The sequence below is a fragment of the Vulgatibacter incomptus genome (genome assembly GCF_001263175.1).
Taxonomy (GTDB): Bacteria; Myxococcota; Myxococcia; order Myxococcales; family Vulgatibacteraceae; genus Vulgatibacter; species Vulgatibacter incomptus.
In genome coordinates this window covers 3,908,642-3,925,027 of the sequence record NZ_CP012332.1, presented here as the reverse complement: position 1 = coordinate 3,925,027, position 16,386 = coordinate 3,908,642, and the positions used below count along the sequence as shown (strand labels likewise).

The window sequence follows — 16,386 nt, the reverse complement described above, 5'->3', positions numbered from 1 at the left end:
ATTCAGTCCTGGACCAGCTCGCCCTCGGGGCCCTTGCCCGGGACGTTCTTGCCCTTCAGCGAGACCACGAAGGCCGCGAGCTGCTCGGTCTTCTCCGCGCCGAGCATCGGGCCCCACGAAGGCATGCCCTTCGCCGCGACGCCCTCGCGGATCACCTTCAGGATCTCCGTGGGCTTTCCGCCGTGGATCCAGTGGTCGTCCGTGAGGTTGGGGCCGATGCCGCCCTCCCCGCTCGCCCCGTGGCAGGCCGAGCAGGACTGCCCGAAGACCGCCGCGCCGGCGGCGGTGACCGCCGGATCCTTCGAGAAGGCGAGGAGGCTCTCGTCGGTGGCCTCACCCCGGCTCGCGGCCAGGGTCGCGGCCTTCGCCGACGCGGCGTCCATCTCCGCGTGGTACTCCGCCATCTGCAGCGGCCCGGAGCCGAGCACGTGGTAATACATCCAATAACCGAAGGCGAAGACGATCGTGATGAACAGGGTCGCGAGCCACCAGTTCGGCAGCCGGTTGTCGTACTCGCGGATGCCGTCGTAGTCGTGGCCCGTGTCGGCCGGCTCGTTCGTGATGTGGCTCATTTCCGGGGCCTTTCGTCCAGCTCGAGGGGGAGGTCGGCGAGGCGGTCGAAGCGGGGGCTCTTGCGCTGGAAGACGAAGAGCCACGCCAGCGTGCCCACGAAGACCGCCAGGAAGAGCAGGAGCGCCACGAGCGGCAGGTGGAGGAGCGCGCTGTTTCGATAGAACTCCTGGTACATCACTGCACCTCCTTCGTCGCCGTGAGGTCCTTGCCCTGTGCGGGAGCGGGCGGCGTCTTGCCCAGCCGCTGCAGGTAGGCGATCACCGCGGTGAGCTCGCGATCCCACTGCAGGTCGACACCGGACTTCGCGAGGTCCGCGCTGATCGCCTCCGCCTGCTCGCGGTAGCGGGTCTCGGCGAGATCCACGTCCTGGTCCGTGTACGGGACGCCGAGGCGCTGCATCACGCGAAGCTTGTCGGGCGCCTCGCGCACGGGGACGGGCCGCACGGCGAGCCACGGGTAGTTGGGCATGTTCGAGCCGGGGCTGGTCGCCCGCGGGTCGAGCATGTGGGTGTAGTGCCAGAGGTTCGGGTACTTGCCACCGACGCGGGCGAGGTCCGGGCCGGTGCGCTTGCTGCCCCACTGGAACGGGTGGTCGTAGATCGACTCGTCGATGGTCGACGGGTCGCCGTAGCGCAGCTTCTCCGAGCGGAAGGGGCGGATCTGCTGCGAGTGGCAGTTGTAGCAGCCCTCCTTCACGTAGATGTCCCGGCCGGCGAGCTCGAGCGGCGTGTAGGGGCGGGCCGTGCCGTTGCGCGGCACCGAGTCCTCCACCAGCACGGTCGGGAGGATCTCCGCCACGCCGCCGATGAGGATCGCGACCAGCGTGAGCACCGTGAACAGCAGCGACCGGCCCTCGAGGAGCCCGTGCCAGCCCGGGCTGGAAGGGTCGCGGCGCGAGAAGAGCGCGAAGAGGCCGACCACCGCGATCCCGGCGAGGGCCGCCACCGCCACGAAGACGTTGCCGAGGGCGAAGACCACCGCCAGGGCGAAGAGCCCGACCACGTAGAACACGGGCCGGCTCGCGACGAGGCCCCAGCTCGAGACCGGAGGCGCGGGCCGCGTCTCCACCACCACCTTCGCCTCGCCGTTCACCGCGGCGCCGGCGCGCGCCGTCATCACGAGGTTCCAGCCCATGAGGACGAAGCCGCCCAGGTAGAGCGAGCCACCCACCAGGCGCACGATGTAGAGCGGCCGGATGGCGAGGAGCGTCTCGACGAAGTCCGGGTAGAGCAGCGTGCCGTCGGGGTTGAACGCCCGCCACATCAGGCCCTGGCTGATCCCCGAGACCCACATCGCCACGACGTAGAGGAGGATGCCGGCGGTCCCGATCCAGAAGTGGGCGTCGGCGGCCCGGGTCGAGTGGAGCTTCGTGCCGTAGAGCCTGGGCACGAGCCAGTAGAACATGCCCGCGGCCATGAAGCCGTTCCAGCCGAGGGCGGCGCCGTGGACGTGGCCGATGATCCAGTCGGTGTAGTGACCCAGCGCCGAGACGCTCTTGATCGAGAGCAGCGGCCCCTCGAACGTGGCCATGCCGTAGAAGGTCACGCCCGCGATCAGGAACTTGATCACCGGGTCGGTGCGAAGCTTGTCCCAGGCGCCGCGGAGCGTGAGCAGGCCGTTGAGCATGCCGCCCCACGACGGCGCCCAGAGCATCACGCTGAAGACCATGCCCAGCGACTGCGCCCAGTCGGGCAGCGAGGTGTAGAGCAGGTGGTGGGGGCCGGCCCAGATGTATACGAATACCAGGGCCCAGAAGTGCACGATCGAGAGGCGGTACGAGTACACCGGCCTCCCGGCGGCCTTGGGGAGGAAGTAGTACATGATCCCGAGGATCGGCGTGGTGAGGAAGAACGCCACCGCGTTGTGGCCGTACCACCATTGCACCAGCGCGTCCTGGACCCCGCCGAAGATCGAGTAGCTCTTGAGGGCGCCGAGCGGGAGCGCGAGGTTGTTGACGATGTGGAGCACCGCCACGGTGACGATCGTGGCGATGTAGAACCAGATCGCGACGTAGAGGTTCTTCTCGGTGCGCTTCGCCAGGGTCCAGAAGAAGTTGATCGCGAAGATCACCCATACGACCGCGATGGCGATGTCGATGGGCCACTCGAGCTCCGCGTACTCCTTCGACTGCGAGTAGCCCAGGGGCAGCGTGATCGCCGCGGCGACGATGATCGCCTGCCAGCCCCAGAAGTGGATCCTGGAGAGGAGATCGGAGGCCAGCCGCGCCTTCACCAGGCGCTGGGTCGAGTAGTAGATGCCGGCGAACATCATGTTGCCCACGAAGGCGAAGATCACCGCGTTCGTGTGCAGCGGGCGCAGTCGCGAGAAGGTCAGCCAGGGGATGTCGAAGTTCGCCTGCCACCAGGCGAGCTGGGTGGCGACGAGAGCCCCGACGGCCATGCCGACGATGCCCCAGAGGATGGCGGCCCAGGTGAACTGCCTCACCACTCCGTCGTTGTATACGATGTGTCTCTCTTCCACGTTTCTTCCTCTTCTCAGGAATTCTCTTCGCGGTCTTCCGGCTCGCATGGGAGGAGCGAGAGCCGGTCTGCGTGCTCGTGATCGTCCTGCTTGATGCTGATGGCGAGGAGGACGACCGAGCCGACCACGAGCATGAGGCTCACGAAGACCTGCAGGACCATGACGCTCATCGCCACGCCTCCGTCATCCGGTTCGTCTCCATTTTCGGCTCCCGCCCCTCGAGGCTGGCCAGGGTGAAGAGCAGGATCCCGATCGAGCTGAGCGGCATGACGATCGCCGCGCGCAGCGGGGTCATCCACCCGGCCAGCGAGACCACGACGGCCAGGAGGTTGTAGGCGACCGCCACGGCGATCAGCCTCCGGTTGACCTGGCGCAGCCGCAGGGAGAGCGAGATCGCCTCGCGGATCGGGCGGATGCCCTCGCCGAGCAGGAAGAAGTCCGCCTTGCCCGGGACCACGGGGCGGTCGATGGCCGGCGTGCCGGCGCACGTCGCCCGCTCGAACGCGAGGCTGTCGTTGACGCCGTCTCCGAGGAAGAGCGTGTCTCCCTCGTCGAGCTCGTCCACCAGGGCCGCCTTCGCCTCGGGAGAGAGCGCGCCCTTGGCGAGCTCCTCGTCGATCCCGAGGCGGGTGGCGACGGCGGCGACCTTCGCGGGCGCGTCGCCCGAGAGGAGCCAGACCTCGAGACCCTGCTCGCGGAGGGCGTCGAGCTCCCGGCGCGCGTCCACCCGAAGCGTCTCCTCGGTGCGGAATGCGGCGACGGCGGCGCCGTCCATCGAGAGCACGGTCGAAGCGGGATCCGCCGCGTCGGCGCCCGCCCAGGCCGGCCGTCCCAGCCGGAACGTGTGGCCACCTCTCACGAGCTGGAGGCCGAGGCCCGGGAGCTCCTCCACCGAGGCGTCGGCGTCGAAGCGCGCGCCCATTCTGGCGAGCTCCTCCGAGAGGCAGCGGCTCACGGGGTGGTTGCTGCGCGAGGCCATGTCGAAGGCGGCATCCCGCAGCTCGGGTGCGAGGGCGGTGAGGCCTTCGGTCTCGCGCAGCCTCAGGCGGCCGAGGGTGAGCGTCCCCGTCTTGTCGAAGAGGAGCTTGCGGACGCGGGGGAGCTCGTCGAGGAGATCCTGGCGGCGGACGAAGAAGCCCGCCTTGCGCAGCCGCGACTGGGCGAGCTCGTAGGCCAGGGGAATCGCGATGCCGATCGCGCAGGGGCAGGTGACCACCAGGAGCGCCGCCGTGACCTCGAGGGCGCGCTCGGGATCCATAGGCCACCAGACGCCGAGGCCGAGGGCGGCGATCGCCAGGACGGCGACCACGTAGATGCGCGAGAGCCGATCCCAGAAGCGGGCGTGGGTGGACGAGGACCGCGGCGCCGTGGTGCGCAGCAGCGCCGGAAGCGGCGACTCCTCGAAGTCGGTATCGGCCACCAGGGCGATGGCGCGCCTGCCGGCGTTGAACGCTCCCGCCGGAACCCGCTGTCCCGCCGGGATCTCGCGGACCTCGGCCTCACCCGTGATCCAGTCGGTCGAGAACGAGCCCGCCTCGAGAGCCTGGGCGTCTACGGGGACGAGGTCGCCGGGCGCCGCCACCAGGTGATCGCCTGCCCGCACCAGGGGCGCCCGCACCGCGACCAGGCGATCGCCCTCGCGGCGGCGGACGAGGATGCCGTCGGCGCCTCCGTCCTCGAGGAGGAAGCGGCGGTTGCGGTCCAGGATCCGCTGCTGGAGCCAGCGGCCCACCAGCATCAGCGTCGTGAAGGTGTTGAGCGTGTCGAAGTAGAAGAGGCCCCTGCCGCCGCGGGCCTGGTGGAGCGAGGTTCCGAAGACGAGGAGGATCCCGAGGGCGATCGGCAGGTCCAGATGCAGCACGCCCCGCCGCAGGGAGAGCCACGCCGACTTGAAGAAGGGCCAGCCGCCGATGCAGACCACCGCCGCCGAGAGCCAGACGGAGAGCTCGGTGAAGAGCCGGTAGATGCGCTCCTCCTGCGGCGCGAGGCCCACGTAGAAGGCCACGGAGAAGAGCATCACGTTCATCGCCAGCGCGGCGGTGATGCCCAGGCGAAGCAGCAGCCCGCGCGATCCGTCGACCGTGCGCTTGCGGCTGGGGCCGAAGCGGTAGCCGAAGCGCTCCACGTCGGCGAGGAAGGCGCGGGGGTCGAAGCGGCCCCGCTGCCACGAGACGCGGAGCTTCCCCAGCGCCGGGTTCACCGTGAGTGCCGAGCCGCCTTCGCGGCGGCGGAAGAGCTCGTCCATCAGCCACACGCATGCGGCGCAGTGGAGGCCCTGGACGTCGAGGTCGAGGGTGCAGACGGCTCCTTCGCCCTCGAGGCTCCGCGCGAGGATCGGCTCGAGCCAGGCGTCGCTGCGCTCGCCGCTCGAATCGGCCACCGGCACGACGCTCTCGCCGGCCAGATCGTAGTAGCGCTCGAGACCCTGCTCTCGAAGGAGGCCGAAGACCGCCTTGCAGCCCGTGCAGCAGAACGCCGGGTCGGCCGCCCCTTCGGGCACGGGGCTCTTGCAATGGAGACAGCCGTTCGGAGCCATGCCGCGGCAGGGATGCGAATGCCGTGCCGAGCGCGTCCTCAGACGTAACGTAACTGCCGCTTTTGCCTTGGTTTTTCGAAAATCGAGCCTGGAGCGGAGGAACGGATGGCACGCCCATTGCGATGGAGCGCCGACATGGACCTCTTCTCCCCGGATATTCGAGCCGCGATCGACAATCCTGCCGCAGCGGTGGGCTTTCTTGCCGCGGCGGTCGTGGGGATCGCGGGCAGCCTCCACTGCTTCCTGATGTGCGGTCCCCTCGCGTGCTCCGGCCTCGCGACGTTACGAAACGAGAACCGGGCGGAGCGACGCGCCCGGGTGGCCGCCTACCAGGGAGGCAGGCTCGCGGCCTACACCGCGGTCGGCGCGCTCCTGGGGGCCCTGGGTGGAGGCATCGCGAGCCTGGTCTCGATCCCGGTTCGCCAGATCCTGCCGTGGGTGATGGCGGCGACCCTGGTGGCCACCGCCCTCGAGCTGGGAAAGAAGCTGCCGGCGATACCCGGCGTCGGGAAGATCCTCGGGGTCGTCGGGAGGGCCAGCGCCGGATTTCCGCCGGTGGCCCGATCCGCCGTGATCGGCGCCCTCACGCCGCTCCTCCCCTGCGGCCTGCTCTACGGGATCTCGGCCGCGGCTCTGGCCACGGGATCCGCGGGGGGCGGCGCCCTGGTCATGGGCGGCTTCGCCCTCGGGAGCGGACCGGCGCTGCTCCTCGCCCAGGCGGGAATGGGGCGCCGGCTCCCGAACTTTGCCCGTGTGGGGCTGCAGCGGGGCGTACCCCTGGTCGCCGCGGCGGTTCTGGTGTACCGGGCGGTCCAAGCCGGCGGCGCCGATGGCGCGCCCTCCTGCCACTGAGAACCGATCCACGAAGGAGCCGAGATGGAAGCCGGAAAATGGAGCCAGTCGCCAGGCGAGACGCCGTTCGAGAAGCTCGGCGGCGAGGACGTGGTACGTGCGCTGGCGATGCGGTTCTACGACGCGATGGACCGGGACGAGCCGGCCCTCGCCCATCTCCACCGCCTGGACGAGAACGGCAGGGTGCACCCCGAGAGCCGCGAGCACTTCGCCCTCTTCCTGCGCTTCTGGCTCGGCGGGCCGAACGATTACCTCCTGCAGCGCGGCCACCCGATGCTCCGCGCCCGTCACGCTCCCTTTCCGGTAGACGCCGACATGCGCGACGCCTGGCTGCGCGCGATGACCACGGCCATGGACGAGCTCGGCCTCCACGGCGAGGTGCGCGAGTTCCTCGATGGCCGTTTCGCCCACGTGGCCGAGTTCCTCCGCAACGTTCCCTGAGGAGGGACAGCCCTTTGGGGGTGCTTCCAGCTGGGGGCAACTTGCCAACGAAATCGGCTCGATGGAGGATGGACGGATCCCCAGGGAGGGATCATGGCCCATCGAATCCGCTGGCTCGTCTCAGTGATTGGTGTCTGTCTCGCCACCATCGCGTTGGTGTCCTGCAGCCAGGAGGGTTCCCCGCTCATCCAACCGACTGGGCCGCAGAAGGAGCCGCAGCCCGGTGAGAGCCGCTTCGTCTCCGCAGACGGCTACCAGGGGCAGAAGAGCCCCGACCGCGGAGGTGGAGACGGAGTAGGGAGCTCGCCCGATACGCCGGAGACGGGCGGCGGCGACGGCGGATCGAGCGGCCGCACCGTGGAGGAGGGCGACATCTACCGCTCCTTCGGCTCGGGCCTCGTCCTCGGCCTCAACGCCTACCGCGGGCTGCAGGTCCTCGATCTCCGCGATCTGTCCGCGCCCGCCGTGCTGGGCCGCGCCGAGCTCAGCGGAACCCCGGTGGAGCTCTACGTGGTCGGCGACCACGCGATCGTCCTCCTGAACGACTGGCAGGGCTACTACGGCAGCCGGTACGCGGCGACGGTGAACCGCGCGTCCGGCGGCGTCGTGATGACCGTCGACCTCAGCGACCCGGCCCGGCCCGTCGTGATCGACCGGCAGGTGGTGCCGGGCTGGATCTACAAGAGCCGGCTCAGCCGCGGCAACGGCCAGACCGCGCTTTACGTCGTGGCCCAGAACTACGGCTACGTCGACGCCGACGGCCAGTCCACCTGGTCCACGAACACAGTCGTGAAGAGCTTCCAGGTCGACGGCGGCACGATCGCGGCACGCACGGAGCTCGCGCTCGGCGGCTGGATCCGAGACATCCAGGCGACCCCCGAGGCCCTCCTGGTCGCCCGGGACGACTGGACCGACAGCTATTACCGCAGCAGCGTCTCCGTGATCGACATCTCCAGCGCCGACGGCACCATGATCGCCGGGGGCGAGGTCCAGGTCGCGGGCCGGGTGGCGAACCAGTTCAACATGGATCTGTACAACGGGGTGCTACGGGTGGTGTCCGGTCGCACCTGGGGCACGTCGGGCAACGCCAACCACCTGGAGACCTTCGACGCCACCGACATCGCCAACCTGCGGCGGATCGACTCGAAGAACTTCGGCGTCAACGAAGACCTGTACGCCACGCTCTTCGTCGGCAACAGCGCCTTCTTCGTCACCTACGAGCGAAGGGATCCCTTCCACGCGTTCGAGATCCGCGACGACGGCGTCGCCACGGAGAAGTCGCAGTTCATCGTCTCGGGCTGGAACGATTTCTTCCGCCCCACGTTCGGCGGCGACAGGCTCATCGGCATCGGCACGGAGGACACCGGCGGGCGCACCATGGCCGTGAGCCTCTACGACACGACCAATCTCGAGAACCCCCAGCCCCTCGTGCAGCGGGCGACGGTCGCGGTCTCGTCGAGCTGGTCGGAGGCGAGCTGGGATCACCGCGCGTTCTCCGTGGTGGAGAACGCCGTCTCGGTTCCCGGCCCTGACGGCGTGGTGGAGACCGGCCTGGTGCTCCTCCCGTTCTCCGGCTGGAACTCCGGCACCGACGAGTGGACCGCCTCCGTGCAGATCTTCACGTTCTCGCGCACCAGCCTCACGCGGCGCGGGCTGATGTCCCACGGCACGCCCGTGCTCCGGAGCTTCCTCGTGGCGGACGCCTCTACCGCCAACCTCTCGGAGGAGAGCTTGAGCCTCTTCTCCACCGTCGATCCCGACCGCCCCACGGAGCTGGGCCGCCTCGACCTGGCGCCGCGCTACGGCGACCTCCTGGTCTTCGGCGAGTGGTCGGCCCGCCTGCGTGAGGCCTCCGATCTCTGGTCGTATCGCTCGGGCTCCGGACGCTCGTCGTCCGTGCAGATCATCCCGAGCAGCGCCCACCCCGACGACGCCGCACCGGTGGCGACCATCCAGGTGCCCGCCGGCACGTCGATCCACAAGGTCGGAGGCAGGCTCGTGACCCTCTCGATGGAGTATGCGACGAGCGGTTGGGAGACGACGATCCGCACTTGGGATCTCTCGGATCCCGCCCATCCGAGCCAGAGCGGTAGCCTCGTGACCCGGGACATCGCTCCGTTCCAGAGATGGGGCTGGGGCTGGTATGGAGACAAGGAGGTTCCCCCCATGAGCGATTGTTTCGGCTGCGGGTACTACGGGTATGGCACGTCCCAACCCGAGATGTACCAGGTCGGAAACGCCCTCGCCTTCGTGGACCGCACGCCGCAGAGCGCAAGCATGGGCACCGCCCGGATCTGCAACTCGTGGCCTCGCGACGAGGACAGCTGCTGGAGGACCCCCGGCCGATGCACCGACCACCGGGGCTACCGGACCTGCGTGACGCTCAGAGGTTCGACCACGTGTGAAGGAGAAGTTTACGAGTGCACGTGGAGAGACGGCGAATACCAGAGCTGCGACGAGGTGGATCCGACGGGCGTATCGATGTCCCAGTCGTGCTACCAGCAGGAGCTCACCCGGTACTGGAGCAGCTTCGTCGTGCGCGTCCTGGATCTGGGCCGGCCGGATGCGCTGGAGCTCGGTCGGCCGCTGGCCATGCCCGCGAACGAGGAGGCGGTCGACGTAGTGCCCGAGGGGAACCGCCTCTTCCTCTCCTACAAGAAGCCCTACGCGGTTGCCGGCGATTCCCGTCCCTACGTCCAGTATTTCATCCGCGCGTTCGACCTCTCCACGCCCTCCGATCCCCGTCAGGGCGCCGCGGTCAACGTGCCCGGCCAGCTCCTGTCGCTGGACGGCAACACGATCTTCACCCGGAACCTGGTGTGGGGCTCCTCGTCGATCGAGTCTGCGGTGGCCCGGCTCGTGCTCCGCGGCGACGTCGCCGAGCTCCAGGCCCACAAGCGCTTCCCCAATCGCATCGTGGACCAGACGCTGCTGGACGGAGCCGGCCACCTGCTCGTGAGCCATCGGCCGAGATGGACGGACGGCGGGGCCGTGTACGGAAGCTCCGCCGGCGTTGGAAGCAGCGACGGCGGCTCGGCCGAGACCTCCTACGTCCAATCCTTCTCGATCCTGGACGCGCGCTCGCCGACCCTCGCAGACCTCGCGACTGCCGAGGTCGACGACTGGGCCTCGCTGGAGGACGCCCGCTCCGGTCGAGCGCTCTTCCAGGTGCCGGGCGGCCTGCTGGTCTTCAACCTCGACCGCCCGGAGGCACCGTATCCCCAGGCCTTCTTCGCCCTGAAGGGCTGGCCGGAGCGGCTGCACGTGGAGGGACGCCGGATCCTCGTGCCTGCCGGGCCGTACGGCATCTACTCGCTGGGTCTCGACGAGGAGAACCTCGTCAGCGCGCCCTGAGGGCCGCTGCGGGATCCGAGAGGGGGCCGCCGCGCCAACGGCGGGCGGTCCTCTCCTCGACCATCGGAGCCGCTTGGTTCACGGATAGCGAACGACCGCGGGGCCGGTTCCCGGCAGCGGGATCCACTCCGTCTCGCCGGGGACCTGGCCGATGCGGCCGGCCTGCCAGTCGGCCTTCGCGCGCTCGATCCGCTCGCGGGAGCTGGAGACGAAGTTCCACCAAACGTGGCGGGAGCCGTCCATCGGCGGCCCGCCCAGCAGCATGAGGCGGGCGTCGGACGCCGCCTTCACCGCCACGGTCTGGCCCGGCTTGAGCACCAAGAGCCTCCCGCTCTCGTAGCGCGTCCCGTCCGCGGGGATCTCCACCGTGCCGTTCGCAACGTAGACCGCGCGCTCCTCGAAGCCCGCCGGGACGGCGACCTCGGCCCCGGCGTCGACCTGTGCGTCCACGTAGAACATCTCGGACAGGAGGCGCGCCGGCGACCGCGCGCCGAATAGCTCACCCGCGATCACGCGGGCCCGAACGCCGTCGCCTTCGACGACGGGGAGCTCGGCCCCGCCGTGATGCGCGAAGGAGGCATCCGCCTCCTCGTGCTCCTGCGGCAGCGCGACCCACGCCTGGATTCCGAAGAGCGGCGCCTCCACGGGCCTCAGCTCCGGCGGCGTCCGCTCCGAGTGCACGATCCCGCTCCCGGCCGTCATCCAGTTGAGCTCGCCGGGGCGAATCGGCTGCACCGATCCGAGGCTGTCGCGGTGGAGGATCTCGCCGTCGAAGAGGTAGGTCACCGTCGCCAGACCGATGTGCGGATGCGGCCGGACGTCGAGCCCCTTCCCCACCTCGAGGAGCGTCGGCCCCATCTGATCGAAGAAGACGAACGGTCCCACCATCCGCCGCTCGATCGACGGCAGCGCCCGCCGGACCTGGAAGCCATCGCCGAGATCCCTCGTCGGCGGCACGATCACGATATCGACTTCGCTCACCCATCCTCCGTCGTCCGGGACGCGGCCTTGCGCTCCCCACGAACTTTGCGCCTCGTCGGCCCTCTGCAGGCGGACCTACCTCGCCGCGACCTCGAGGACGATCTTGCCGCGCCCGTGGCCCGAGTCCAGCCGCCGATGGGCGTCCGCGACCCTGTCGAGCGGCATTACCTCTTCCACCAGGGGCCGCAGCTTTCCGATGTCGATGGCGGCGGAAAGTTCCTCGAGCCTGCGGCCCTCCCGCATGAGCCTCACGCCGTGCAGCTCGAGGTTGCGTCGGTAGGCCTCCGAGAGATCGCCCTTCGGGCCGAGGATGAACGCCATCCGTCCGAAGGGACGCACCGCGGGGCAGCTCTTCGGCGTCAGGTCGCCGCCCACGAGGTCGAGGACCGCGTCGACGCCGACGCCACCAGTCTCCCGCAGTGCGACCTCCGTCGGATCCTCCTTGTGGTAGTCGACCGCGACGTGCGCGCCGAGGTCACGCAAGGTCTCGAGGTTTCCCGCCGAGGCCGTCGCGATCACCTTCGCGCCGCAAGCAGCGGCGATCTGCACCGCGAACGAGCCCACGCCCCCCGCGCCGCCGTGGATCAAGATCGTCTGCCCGACCTGGAGTCGAAGGCGCCGCACCACCGCCTCCCACGCCGTGCCGCCGGCGAGGGGAACGGCCGCGGCATCGAGGTGCGTGAGCTTCCGCGGCTTGCGCGCGACGATCGCCGCCGGAACCGTCGTGTACTCGGCATAGGTCCCGTGTACGTCTCCCGTCAGCTCGGCCGCGAAGTAGACCTCGTCGCCGACCTCGAAGCCCTTGGCGCCAGGTCCCAACTCCTCCACGACTCCTGACGCGTCCGAGCCCAGGACCGTCGGTAGCGCGCGCTTCGCCCAGGAGCCCGTGGCGCGAATCTTCGCGTCGACCGGATTCACGGACGCCGCGATCACCCAAACCAGGAGCTCGCCGGGCCCCGGCTTCGGCCGCTCCACCTCCCGCATCTCGAGGACACCGGGATCCCCGAACTTCTCGATCACGATCGCACGCATCGCCACGTCCTCCGTCGGCGGAGAATGGATCGCTGCGCCAGAGCGGAGCCAGGAGCCGGAGTGGCCGAAAGGTCGGCTCCCTCACTCCTGATGGGTGCGGCCCGACTCGGCTCGCCGGCGGTCCGTCTCGAGGATCATCCGCTCGATTCGCCGGTCGGGGACCAGCCAGAGCATGGCGACGAGAAAGTAGATCGCCTGCGCGATCCAGTGGGAGACGAACGCCAACGCGATCCCGACGATGTAGAGGATGACCGAGACCACTCCCTTCCATTCCGAGCCGACCGCCGCCTTCAGGACCGAGCCCTTCCCCTGTGACGCGATGATGGTCCGCTCGAGGATCCAGTACGCGATCGCCGCCATCAGGAGAACGAACCCGTACAGCGCCGACGGCGTCGCGGAGAAATGGTTCTCGCCCATCCAACCCGTCGTGAAGGGGATGAGCGACAGCCAGAACAGGAGGTGGAGGTTCGCCCACAGGATGACGCCGCTCACGTGGCGCGTGACGAAGAGCATGTGGTGGTGGTTGTTCCAATAGATGCCCAGGTAGATGAAGCTCAGCACGTAGCTGAGGAAGAACGGAAGGATCGACGCCAGCATCGACGGCTCGTCCCCGACCGGCGGCCGCAGGTCGAGCACGGTGATCGTGATGATGATGGCCAGGAAGCCGTCGCTGAAGGCCTCCAGTCGGTTCTTGTCCATCGGCTCCTCGGCCGATTGCGCGGGAAGGCTCAAGCGTAGTCGAACGATTCACCGGCGAGTTGGCTTTCTATCAGACACCCCGAATCGCCCAAGGCCCCTGCGAGCGAGTCGATGAAAACTCCAGCCTTTCGAGGAGGTCGGCATGGAGACGCGCGAGCTGGGGAAGCAGGGCCTGAAGGTTTCGGCAATGGGCCTGGGCTGCATGGGGATGAGCGAGTTCTACGGGCGCGCCGACGAGGCCCAGGCGATCAAGGTGATCCATCGCGCGCTCGAGCTCGGGGTCACGCTCCTCGACACCGCCGACATCTACGGCCCGTACACCAACGAGAAACTCGTGGGCCGTGCGATCGCCGATCGCCGCGACCGCGCGATCCTCGCGACCAAGTTCGGCAACGTTCGAGACTCCGACGGCAACTTCGTCGGCGTGGACGGCCGCCCGGAGTACGTCCGCAAGTCGTGCGACGCATCGCTCAAGAGGCTCGGCGTCGACCGGATCGATCTCTACTACCAGCACCGCGTCGATCCGGATGTGCCCATCGAAGAAACGGTGGGTGCGATGTCGGATCTCGTTCGAGCCGGCAAGGTGCGATGGCTCGGCCTCTCCGAGGCAGCGCCCGACACGATTCGACGCGCGCACGCCGTCCATCCGATCAGCGCGCTGCAATCCGAGTATTCGCTGTGGAGCCGGGGTCCCGAGGACGAGATCCTGCCGACCGTGCGCGAGCTCGGGATCGGCTTCGTCCCCTACAGCCCCCTCGGCCGCGGCTTCCTCACCGGCCACATCCGTACGCCGGACGATCTACCCGAGGGCGACTGGCGGCGAAAAAGCCCTCGTTTCCAGGGAAAGAACTTCGAGAAGAACCTCGAGCTGGTCGACCGGATCCGGACCTTCGCCGAGCGGAAGGGCGCGACACCAGGGCAGCTCGCCCTCGCCTGGGTCATGGAACAGGGAGACGACATCGTCCCGATCCCCGGCACCAAGCACATCCGCTACCTCGAGGAGAACGTCGGCGCGCTCGATTTCCACCTCGACGATTCCGAGCTGAAGGAGCTGAACGCGATCGCGCCCAAGGGCGTCGCGGCGGGAGGGCGGTACACGGAGGTCGAGATGCAGACTGTGGATCACTGAGCCACACGGGAACCTATGGCGGCTTGGCTCCCTCACTCCTCATGGGTGCGGCTCGACTCGGCGCGCCGGCGGTCCGCCTCGATGATCATCCGATCGATTCGCCGGTCGGGGACCAGCCAGAGCATGGCGACGAGAAAGTAGATCGCCTGCGCGATCCAGTGGGAGACGAACGCCAACACGATCCCGGCGACGTAGAGGATGACCGAGAGCACCAGCTTCCATTCCCTTCCGACCGCCGCCTTCAAAACCGAGCGCCTCCCCTGTGACGCGATGATGACCCGCTCGAGGATCCAATAGGCGATCGCCGCCATCAGGAGGACGACTCCGTACACCGCCGTCGGCGTCGCGGAGAAGTGGTTGGCGCCCATCCAACCCGTCGTGAAGGGGATGAGCGACAGCCAGAACAGGAAGTTGAGGTTCGCCCACAGGATGGCCTCGCTCACGTCGCGCGTGAGGTAGAGCATGTGGTGATGGTTTTTCCAGGCGATGGCCAGGAAGATGAAGCTCAGCAAGTAGCTGAGGAAGACCGGAAGGAGCGCCCCCAGCAGCGACGGCTCGTCCCCGACCGGGGGCCGCAGCTCGAGCACGGTGACCGTAATGATGATGGCCAGGAAGCCGTCGCTGAAGGCCTCCAGACGGCTCTTGTCCATCGGTTCCTCGGCCGATTGCGCGGCAGGCGCAACCTGGAGCTCCCACGGGAACCTATGGCGGGTCTGCCGTGTCCGACCGGGTGGAACCCACACCCGAGGACGCGATGCCCCTTCCGAGCCGATCGTTCCACCCCTTGCACGCCTTCGGGCGGCGCCTCGCCGTGCTCGCGCTGGCGGCAGGGCTCTTTCCCGCAGCCGCAGCCGCAACACCCACGCCCGCGCCGACGCCCGCGAGCGCAGAGACCGCGAAGGCGGACGCTGCGCGCGTGCTCTTCCTCGTGCAGCAGCCGCCCCAGCTCGACGCCGCGTTGAAGACGGGCCTCGAGCTGCTCTCGGGCAAGCACCTCCCGACCCGCGAGGTGGAGATCGTGGTCTGCGGGCCGGCGATCGAGTCGCTTCTCCAGGGCTCGAAGTCAGCGACGTCGGTGGACGAGGCGAGCGCTCGAGGGATCCGGGTCGTCGCCTGCGGCCTCACCCTGGCCCAGAAGGACATCGCTCCCACGCGCCTCGTCCCCAAGGTCGTCGTCGTGGAGAACGGCCTCGTCGAGGTCCTCCAGCGGAAGGCCGAGGGCTTCCTCTCGGTCGAGCTCTGATCCGGCCGGACTAGCGCGCGCCGAAATCGACGGGAACGACCTCCATCGGGAGGTCGAGCTCGGCGGCGATGTCCAACACAATTCGTGAATTGGTCGAACACCGCGCATCGTAGAGATTCATCGACTCAGATGCTCTTCCCGTCGTAGTGCATGACCTCGAGGGTGCGCGGATCGACGCCGTCGAGGCAGCGCACGTTCACGGCGTACGTCTCCTTCCCGTCGGGGCCCTTTCCGCGCCCGAACGGGTGGATGCCGCAGGTCGAGCAGAAGAGGTGCGCGATCTTCTTGGCGTTGAAACGGTAGTCGACCAGCGAGTCCTCCCCCGACAGGAGCCGGAACTGCTCCACGGGAACGAAGGCCAGCAGGTGGCCCACGCGGTTGCAGATGGAGCAATTGCAGGCAACGACCTGGCCGAGCGCCAGCGTGGCCTCGTAGCGAACGTTCCCGCAGTGACAGGATCCGGAATGGGTCTTCGGCTCGCTCACGGTGCACCTCTTTGGAAAAGGGGGCTCCAAGGATGCTCCGACCGATAGACGAGCGCGACGGCTTTTTCCGAAGACGCCCGCTCGTCCGGGGAAGGGAAGTGCCGACGGACGCCCGGCCGCGGCTTCCGAACGGGCGGGCCGATCGCCACGTTGGCGGAAGACCTTCGCGACGAGGTGCACGCCATGGCGGACCTGAACATCAAGCACCAGGACGAAGCGGACGAGACCCGAGAGTTCGCAGACAAGGGCCGCGTCGAGATCTTCGACCTCGACGGATCGAAGATGGGCCTCGTTCGGATGGAGCCCGGCTGGCGCTGGTCGGTCCACGTGAAGCCTCAAATGGGGACCGAGCGCTGCATGGCCCACCACCTCGGCTACTGCGCCGCCGGGCGGATGAAGATCCGCATGGAGAGCGGCGAGGAGGGCGAGATCGGCCCTGGCGACACCTTCTCGATCTCGCCCGGGCACGACGCCTGGGTGGAGGGCGACGAGGCCTTCGTCGCGGTGGACTTCGGCGCGCCGGAAGCCTTCGCCCGCAAGGCGCCGCCGGCCGAGGCCGCCCCGCCGCCCATCCACTGAA

16 protein-coding genes are annotated in these 16,386 nt (G+C 68.8%); 6 read left to right on the top strand and 10 right to left on the bottom strand.

Going from position 1 to position 16,386, the window contains the following annotated elements:
- Positions 1-2: 2 nt before the first annotated feature.
- The 5 genes from AKJ08_RS16490 to AKJ08_RS16475 are packed head-to-tail and all read right to left on the bottom strand — an operon-like array spanning position 3 to position 5,590.
- The gene (locus AKJ08_RS16490) at positions 3-572 is read right to left on the bottom strand and encodes a cbb3-type cytochrome c oxidase N-terminal domain-containing protein (protein WP_050727069.1); all 570 of its coding nucleotides are present in this window, start codon (positions 570-572) and stop codon (positions 3-5) included.
- Positions 569-748 carry a CcoQ/FixQ family Cbb3-type cytochrome c oxidase assembly chaperone gene (locus tag AKJ08_RS16485; protein ID WP_050727068.1) on the bottom strand — a complete coding sequence of 60 codons (180 nt, stop codon included), beginning with the start codon at positions 746-748 and terminating at the stop codon, positions 569-571. Before AKJ08_RS16485 ends, AKJ08_RS16490 begins: the two co-directional genes overlap by 4 nt.
- Positions 748-3,054, bottom strand: coding sequence for a cytochrome-c oxidase, cbb3-type subunit I (gene ccoN / locus AKJ08_RS16480; protein WP_050727067.1), 2,307 nt, complete (start codon positions 3,052-3,054; stop codon positions 748-750). Before ccoN ends, AKJ08_RS16485 begins: the two co-directional genes overlap by 1 nt.
- A 14-nt stretch (positions 3,055-3,068) precedes the next feature.
- On the bottom strand, positions 3,069-3,224 hold the full coding sequence (locus AKJ08_RS19520; protein WP_157370770.1) for a cytochrome oxidase: 156 nt from the start codon (positions 3,222-3,224) through the stop codon (positions 3,069-3,071).
- On the bottom strand, positions 3,221-5,590 hold the full coding sequence (locus AKJ08_RS16475) for a heavy metal translocating P-type ATPase (RefSeq protein ID WP_050727066.1): 2,370 nt from the start codon (positions 5,588-5,590) through the stop codon (positions 3,221-3,223). Before AKJ08_RS16475 ends, AKJ08_RS19520 begins: the two co-directional genes overlap by 4 nt.
- Positions 5,591-5,725: 135 nt before the next feature.
- On the opposite strand from AKJ08_RS16475, the gene AKJ08_RS16470 reads away from it, so the two are divergent.
- The 3 genes from AKJ08_RS16470 to AKJ08_RS16460 all read left to right on the top strand — a co-directional run bounded on the left by AKJ08_RS16470 (position 5,726) and on the right by AKJ08_RS16460 (position 10,237).
- A complete protein-coding gene (locus tag AKJ08_RS16470; protein ID WP_050727065.1) occupies positions 5,726-6,442 on the top strand; it encodes a sulfite exporter TauE/SafE family protein in 717 nt (238 codons plus the stop codon).
- 24 nt (positions 6,443-6,466) lie between these two features.
- On the top strand, positions 6,467-6,883 hold the full coding sequence (locus tag AKJ08_RS16465; protein ID WP_050727064.1) for a globin domain-containing protein: 417 nt from the start codon (positions 6,467-6,469) through the stop codon (positions 6,881-6,883).
- A 93-nt stretch (positions 6,884-6,976) separates the two neighbouring features.
- A complete protein-coding gene (locus AKJ08_RS16460; protein WP_050727063.1) occupies positions 6,977-10,237 on the top strand; it encodes a beta-propeller domain-containing protein in 3,261 nt (1,086 codons plus the stop codon).
- Between the two features lie 78 nt (positions 10,238-10,315).
- Here AKJ08_RS16460 and AKJ08_RS16455 read toward each other — a convergent pair whose 3' ends face one another.
- From AKJ08_RS16455 to AKJ08_RS16445, 3 genes are all read right to left on the bottom strand, one after another.
- Positions 10,316-11,218 (bottom strand): pirin family protein, encoded by a 903-nt coding sequence (locus AKJ08_RS16455; protein ID WP_050727062.1) that lies wholly within the window; start codon positions 11,216-11,218, stop codon positions 10,316-10,318.
- 75 nt (positions 11,219-11,293) lie between these two features.
- On the bottom strand, positions 11,294-12,250 hold the full coding sequence (locus AKJ08_RS16450) for a zinc-binding dehydrogenase (protein WP_050727061.1): 957 nt from the start codon (positions 12,248-12,250) through the stop codon (positions 11,294-11,296).
- An 81-nt stretch (positions 12,251-12,331) separates the two neighbouring features.
- Positions 12,332-12,949, bottom strand: coding sequence for a TMEM175 family protein (locus AKJ08_RS16445; RefSeq protein WP_050727060.1), 618 nt, complete (start codon positions 12,947-12,949; stop codon positions 12,332-12,334).
- 142 nt (positions 12,950-13,091) lie between these two features.
- Between AKJ08_RS16445 and AKJ08_RS16440 the strand changes: the two genes are divergently transcribed.
- Entirely contained in the window at positions 13,092-14,078 is a 987-nt protein-coding gene (locus AKJ08_RS16440; RefSeq protein ID WP_050727059.1) for an aldo/keto reductase, read from the top strand.
- Positions 14,079-14,110: 32 nt separating this feature from the next.
- Here AKJ08_RS16440 and AKJ08_RS16435 read toward each other — a convergent pair whose 3' ends face one another.
- Positions 14,111-14,728, bottom strand: a complete 618-nt coding sequence (locus tag AKJ08_RS16435) for a TMEM175 family protein (RefSeq protein ID WP_050727058.1) — start codon at positions 14,726-14,728, stop codon at positions 14,111-14,113.
- 104 nt (positions 14,729-14,832) lie between these two features.
- Between AKJ08_RS16435 and AKJ08_RS16430 the strand changes: the two genes are divergently transcribed.
- The gene (locus AKJ08_RS16430; protein ID WP_050727057.1) at positions 14,833-15,321 is read left to right on the top strand and encodes a DsrE family protein; all 489 of its coding nucleotides are present in this window, start codon (positions 14,833-14,835) and stop codon (positions 15,319-15,321) included.
- Between the two features lie 125 nt (positions 15,322-15,446).
- Here AKJ08_RS16430 and AKJ08_RS16425 read toward each other — a convergent pair whose 3' ends face one another.
- A complete protein-coding gene (locus tag AKJ08_RS16425; protein WP_050727056.1) occupies positions 15,447-15,806 on the bottom strand; it encodes a GFA family protein in 360 nt (119 codons plus the stop codon).
- A 150-nt stretch (positions 15,807-15,956) separates the two neighbouring features.
- On the opposite strand from AKJ08_RS16425, the gene AKJ08_RS16420 reads away from it, so the two are divergent.
- Entirely contained in the window at positions 15,957-16,385 is a 429-nt protein-coding gene (locus AKJ08_RS16420; RefSeq protein WP_205624747.1) for a cupin domain-containing protein, read from the top strand.
- Position 16,386: the final 1 nt, after the last annotated feature.

Bases quoted from the DNA above. Each gene is read 5' to 3' on its own strand.
- AKJ08_RS16475 (WP_050727066.1), bottom strand. From the start codon at position 5,590: ATGGCTCCGAACGGCTGTCTCCATTGCAAGAGCCCCGTGCCCGAAGGG.
- AKJ08_RS16445 (WP_050727060.1), bottom strand. From the start codon at position 12,949: ATGGACAAGAACCGACTGGAGGCCTTCAGCGACGGCTTCCTGGCCATC.
- AKJ08_RS16460 (WP_050727063.1), top strand. From the start codon at position 6,977: ATGGCCCATCGAATCCGCTGGCTCGTCTCAGTGATTGGTGTCTGTCTC.
- AKJ08_RS16450 (WP_050727061.1), bottom strand. From the start codon at position 12,250: ATGCGTGCGATCGTGATCGAGAAGTTCGGGGATCCCGGTGTCCTCGAG.
- AKJ08_RS16440 (WP_050727059.1), top strand. From the start codon at position 13,092: ATGGAGACGCGCGAGCTGGGGAAGCAGGGCCTGAAGGTTTCGGCAATG.
- AKJ08_RS16435 (WP_050727058.1), bottom strand. From the start codon at position 14,728: ATGGACAAGAGCCGTCTGGAGGCCTTCAGCGACGGCTTCCTGGCCATC.
- AKJ08_RS16470 (WP_050727065.1), top strand. From the start codon at position 5,726: ATGGACCTCTTCTCCCCGGATATTCGAGCCGCGATCGACAATCCTGCC.
- AKJ08_RS19520 (WP_157370770.1), bottom strand. From the start codon at position 3,224: ATGAGCGTCATGGTCCTGCAGGTCTTCGTGAGCCTCATGCTCGTGGTC.
- AKJ08_RS16430 (WP_050727057.1), top strand. From the start codon at position 14,833: ATGCCCCTTCCGAGCCGATCGTTCCACCCCTTGCACGCCTTCGGGCGG.
- AKJ08_RS16490 (WP_050727069.1), bottom strand. From the start codon at position 572: ATGAGCCACATCACGAACGAGCCGGCCGACACGGGCCACGACTACGAC.
- AKJ08_RS16485 (WP_050727068.1), bottom strand. From the start codon at position 748: ATGTACCAGGAGTTCTATCGAAACAGCGCGCTCCTCCACCTGCCGCTC.
- AKJ08_RS16465 (WP_050727064.1), top strand. From the start codon at position 6,467: ATGGAAGCCGGAAAATGGAGCCAGTCGCCAGGCGAGACGCCGTTCGAG.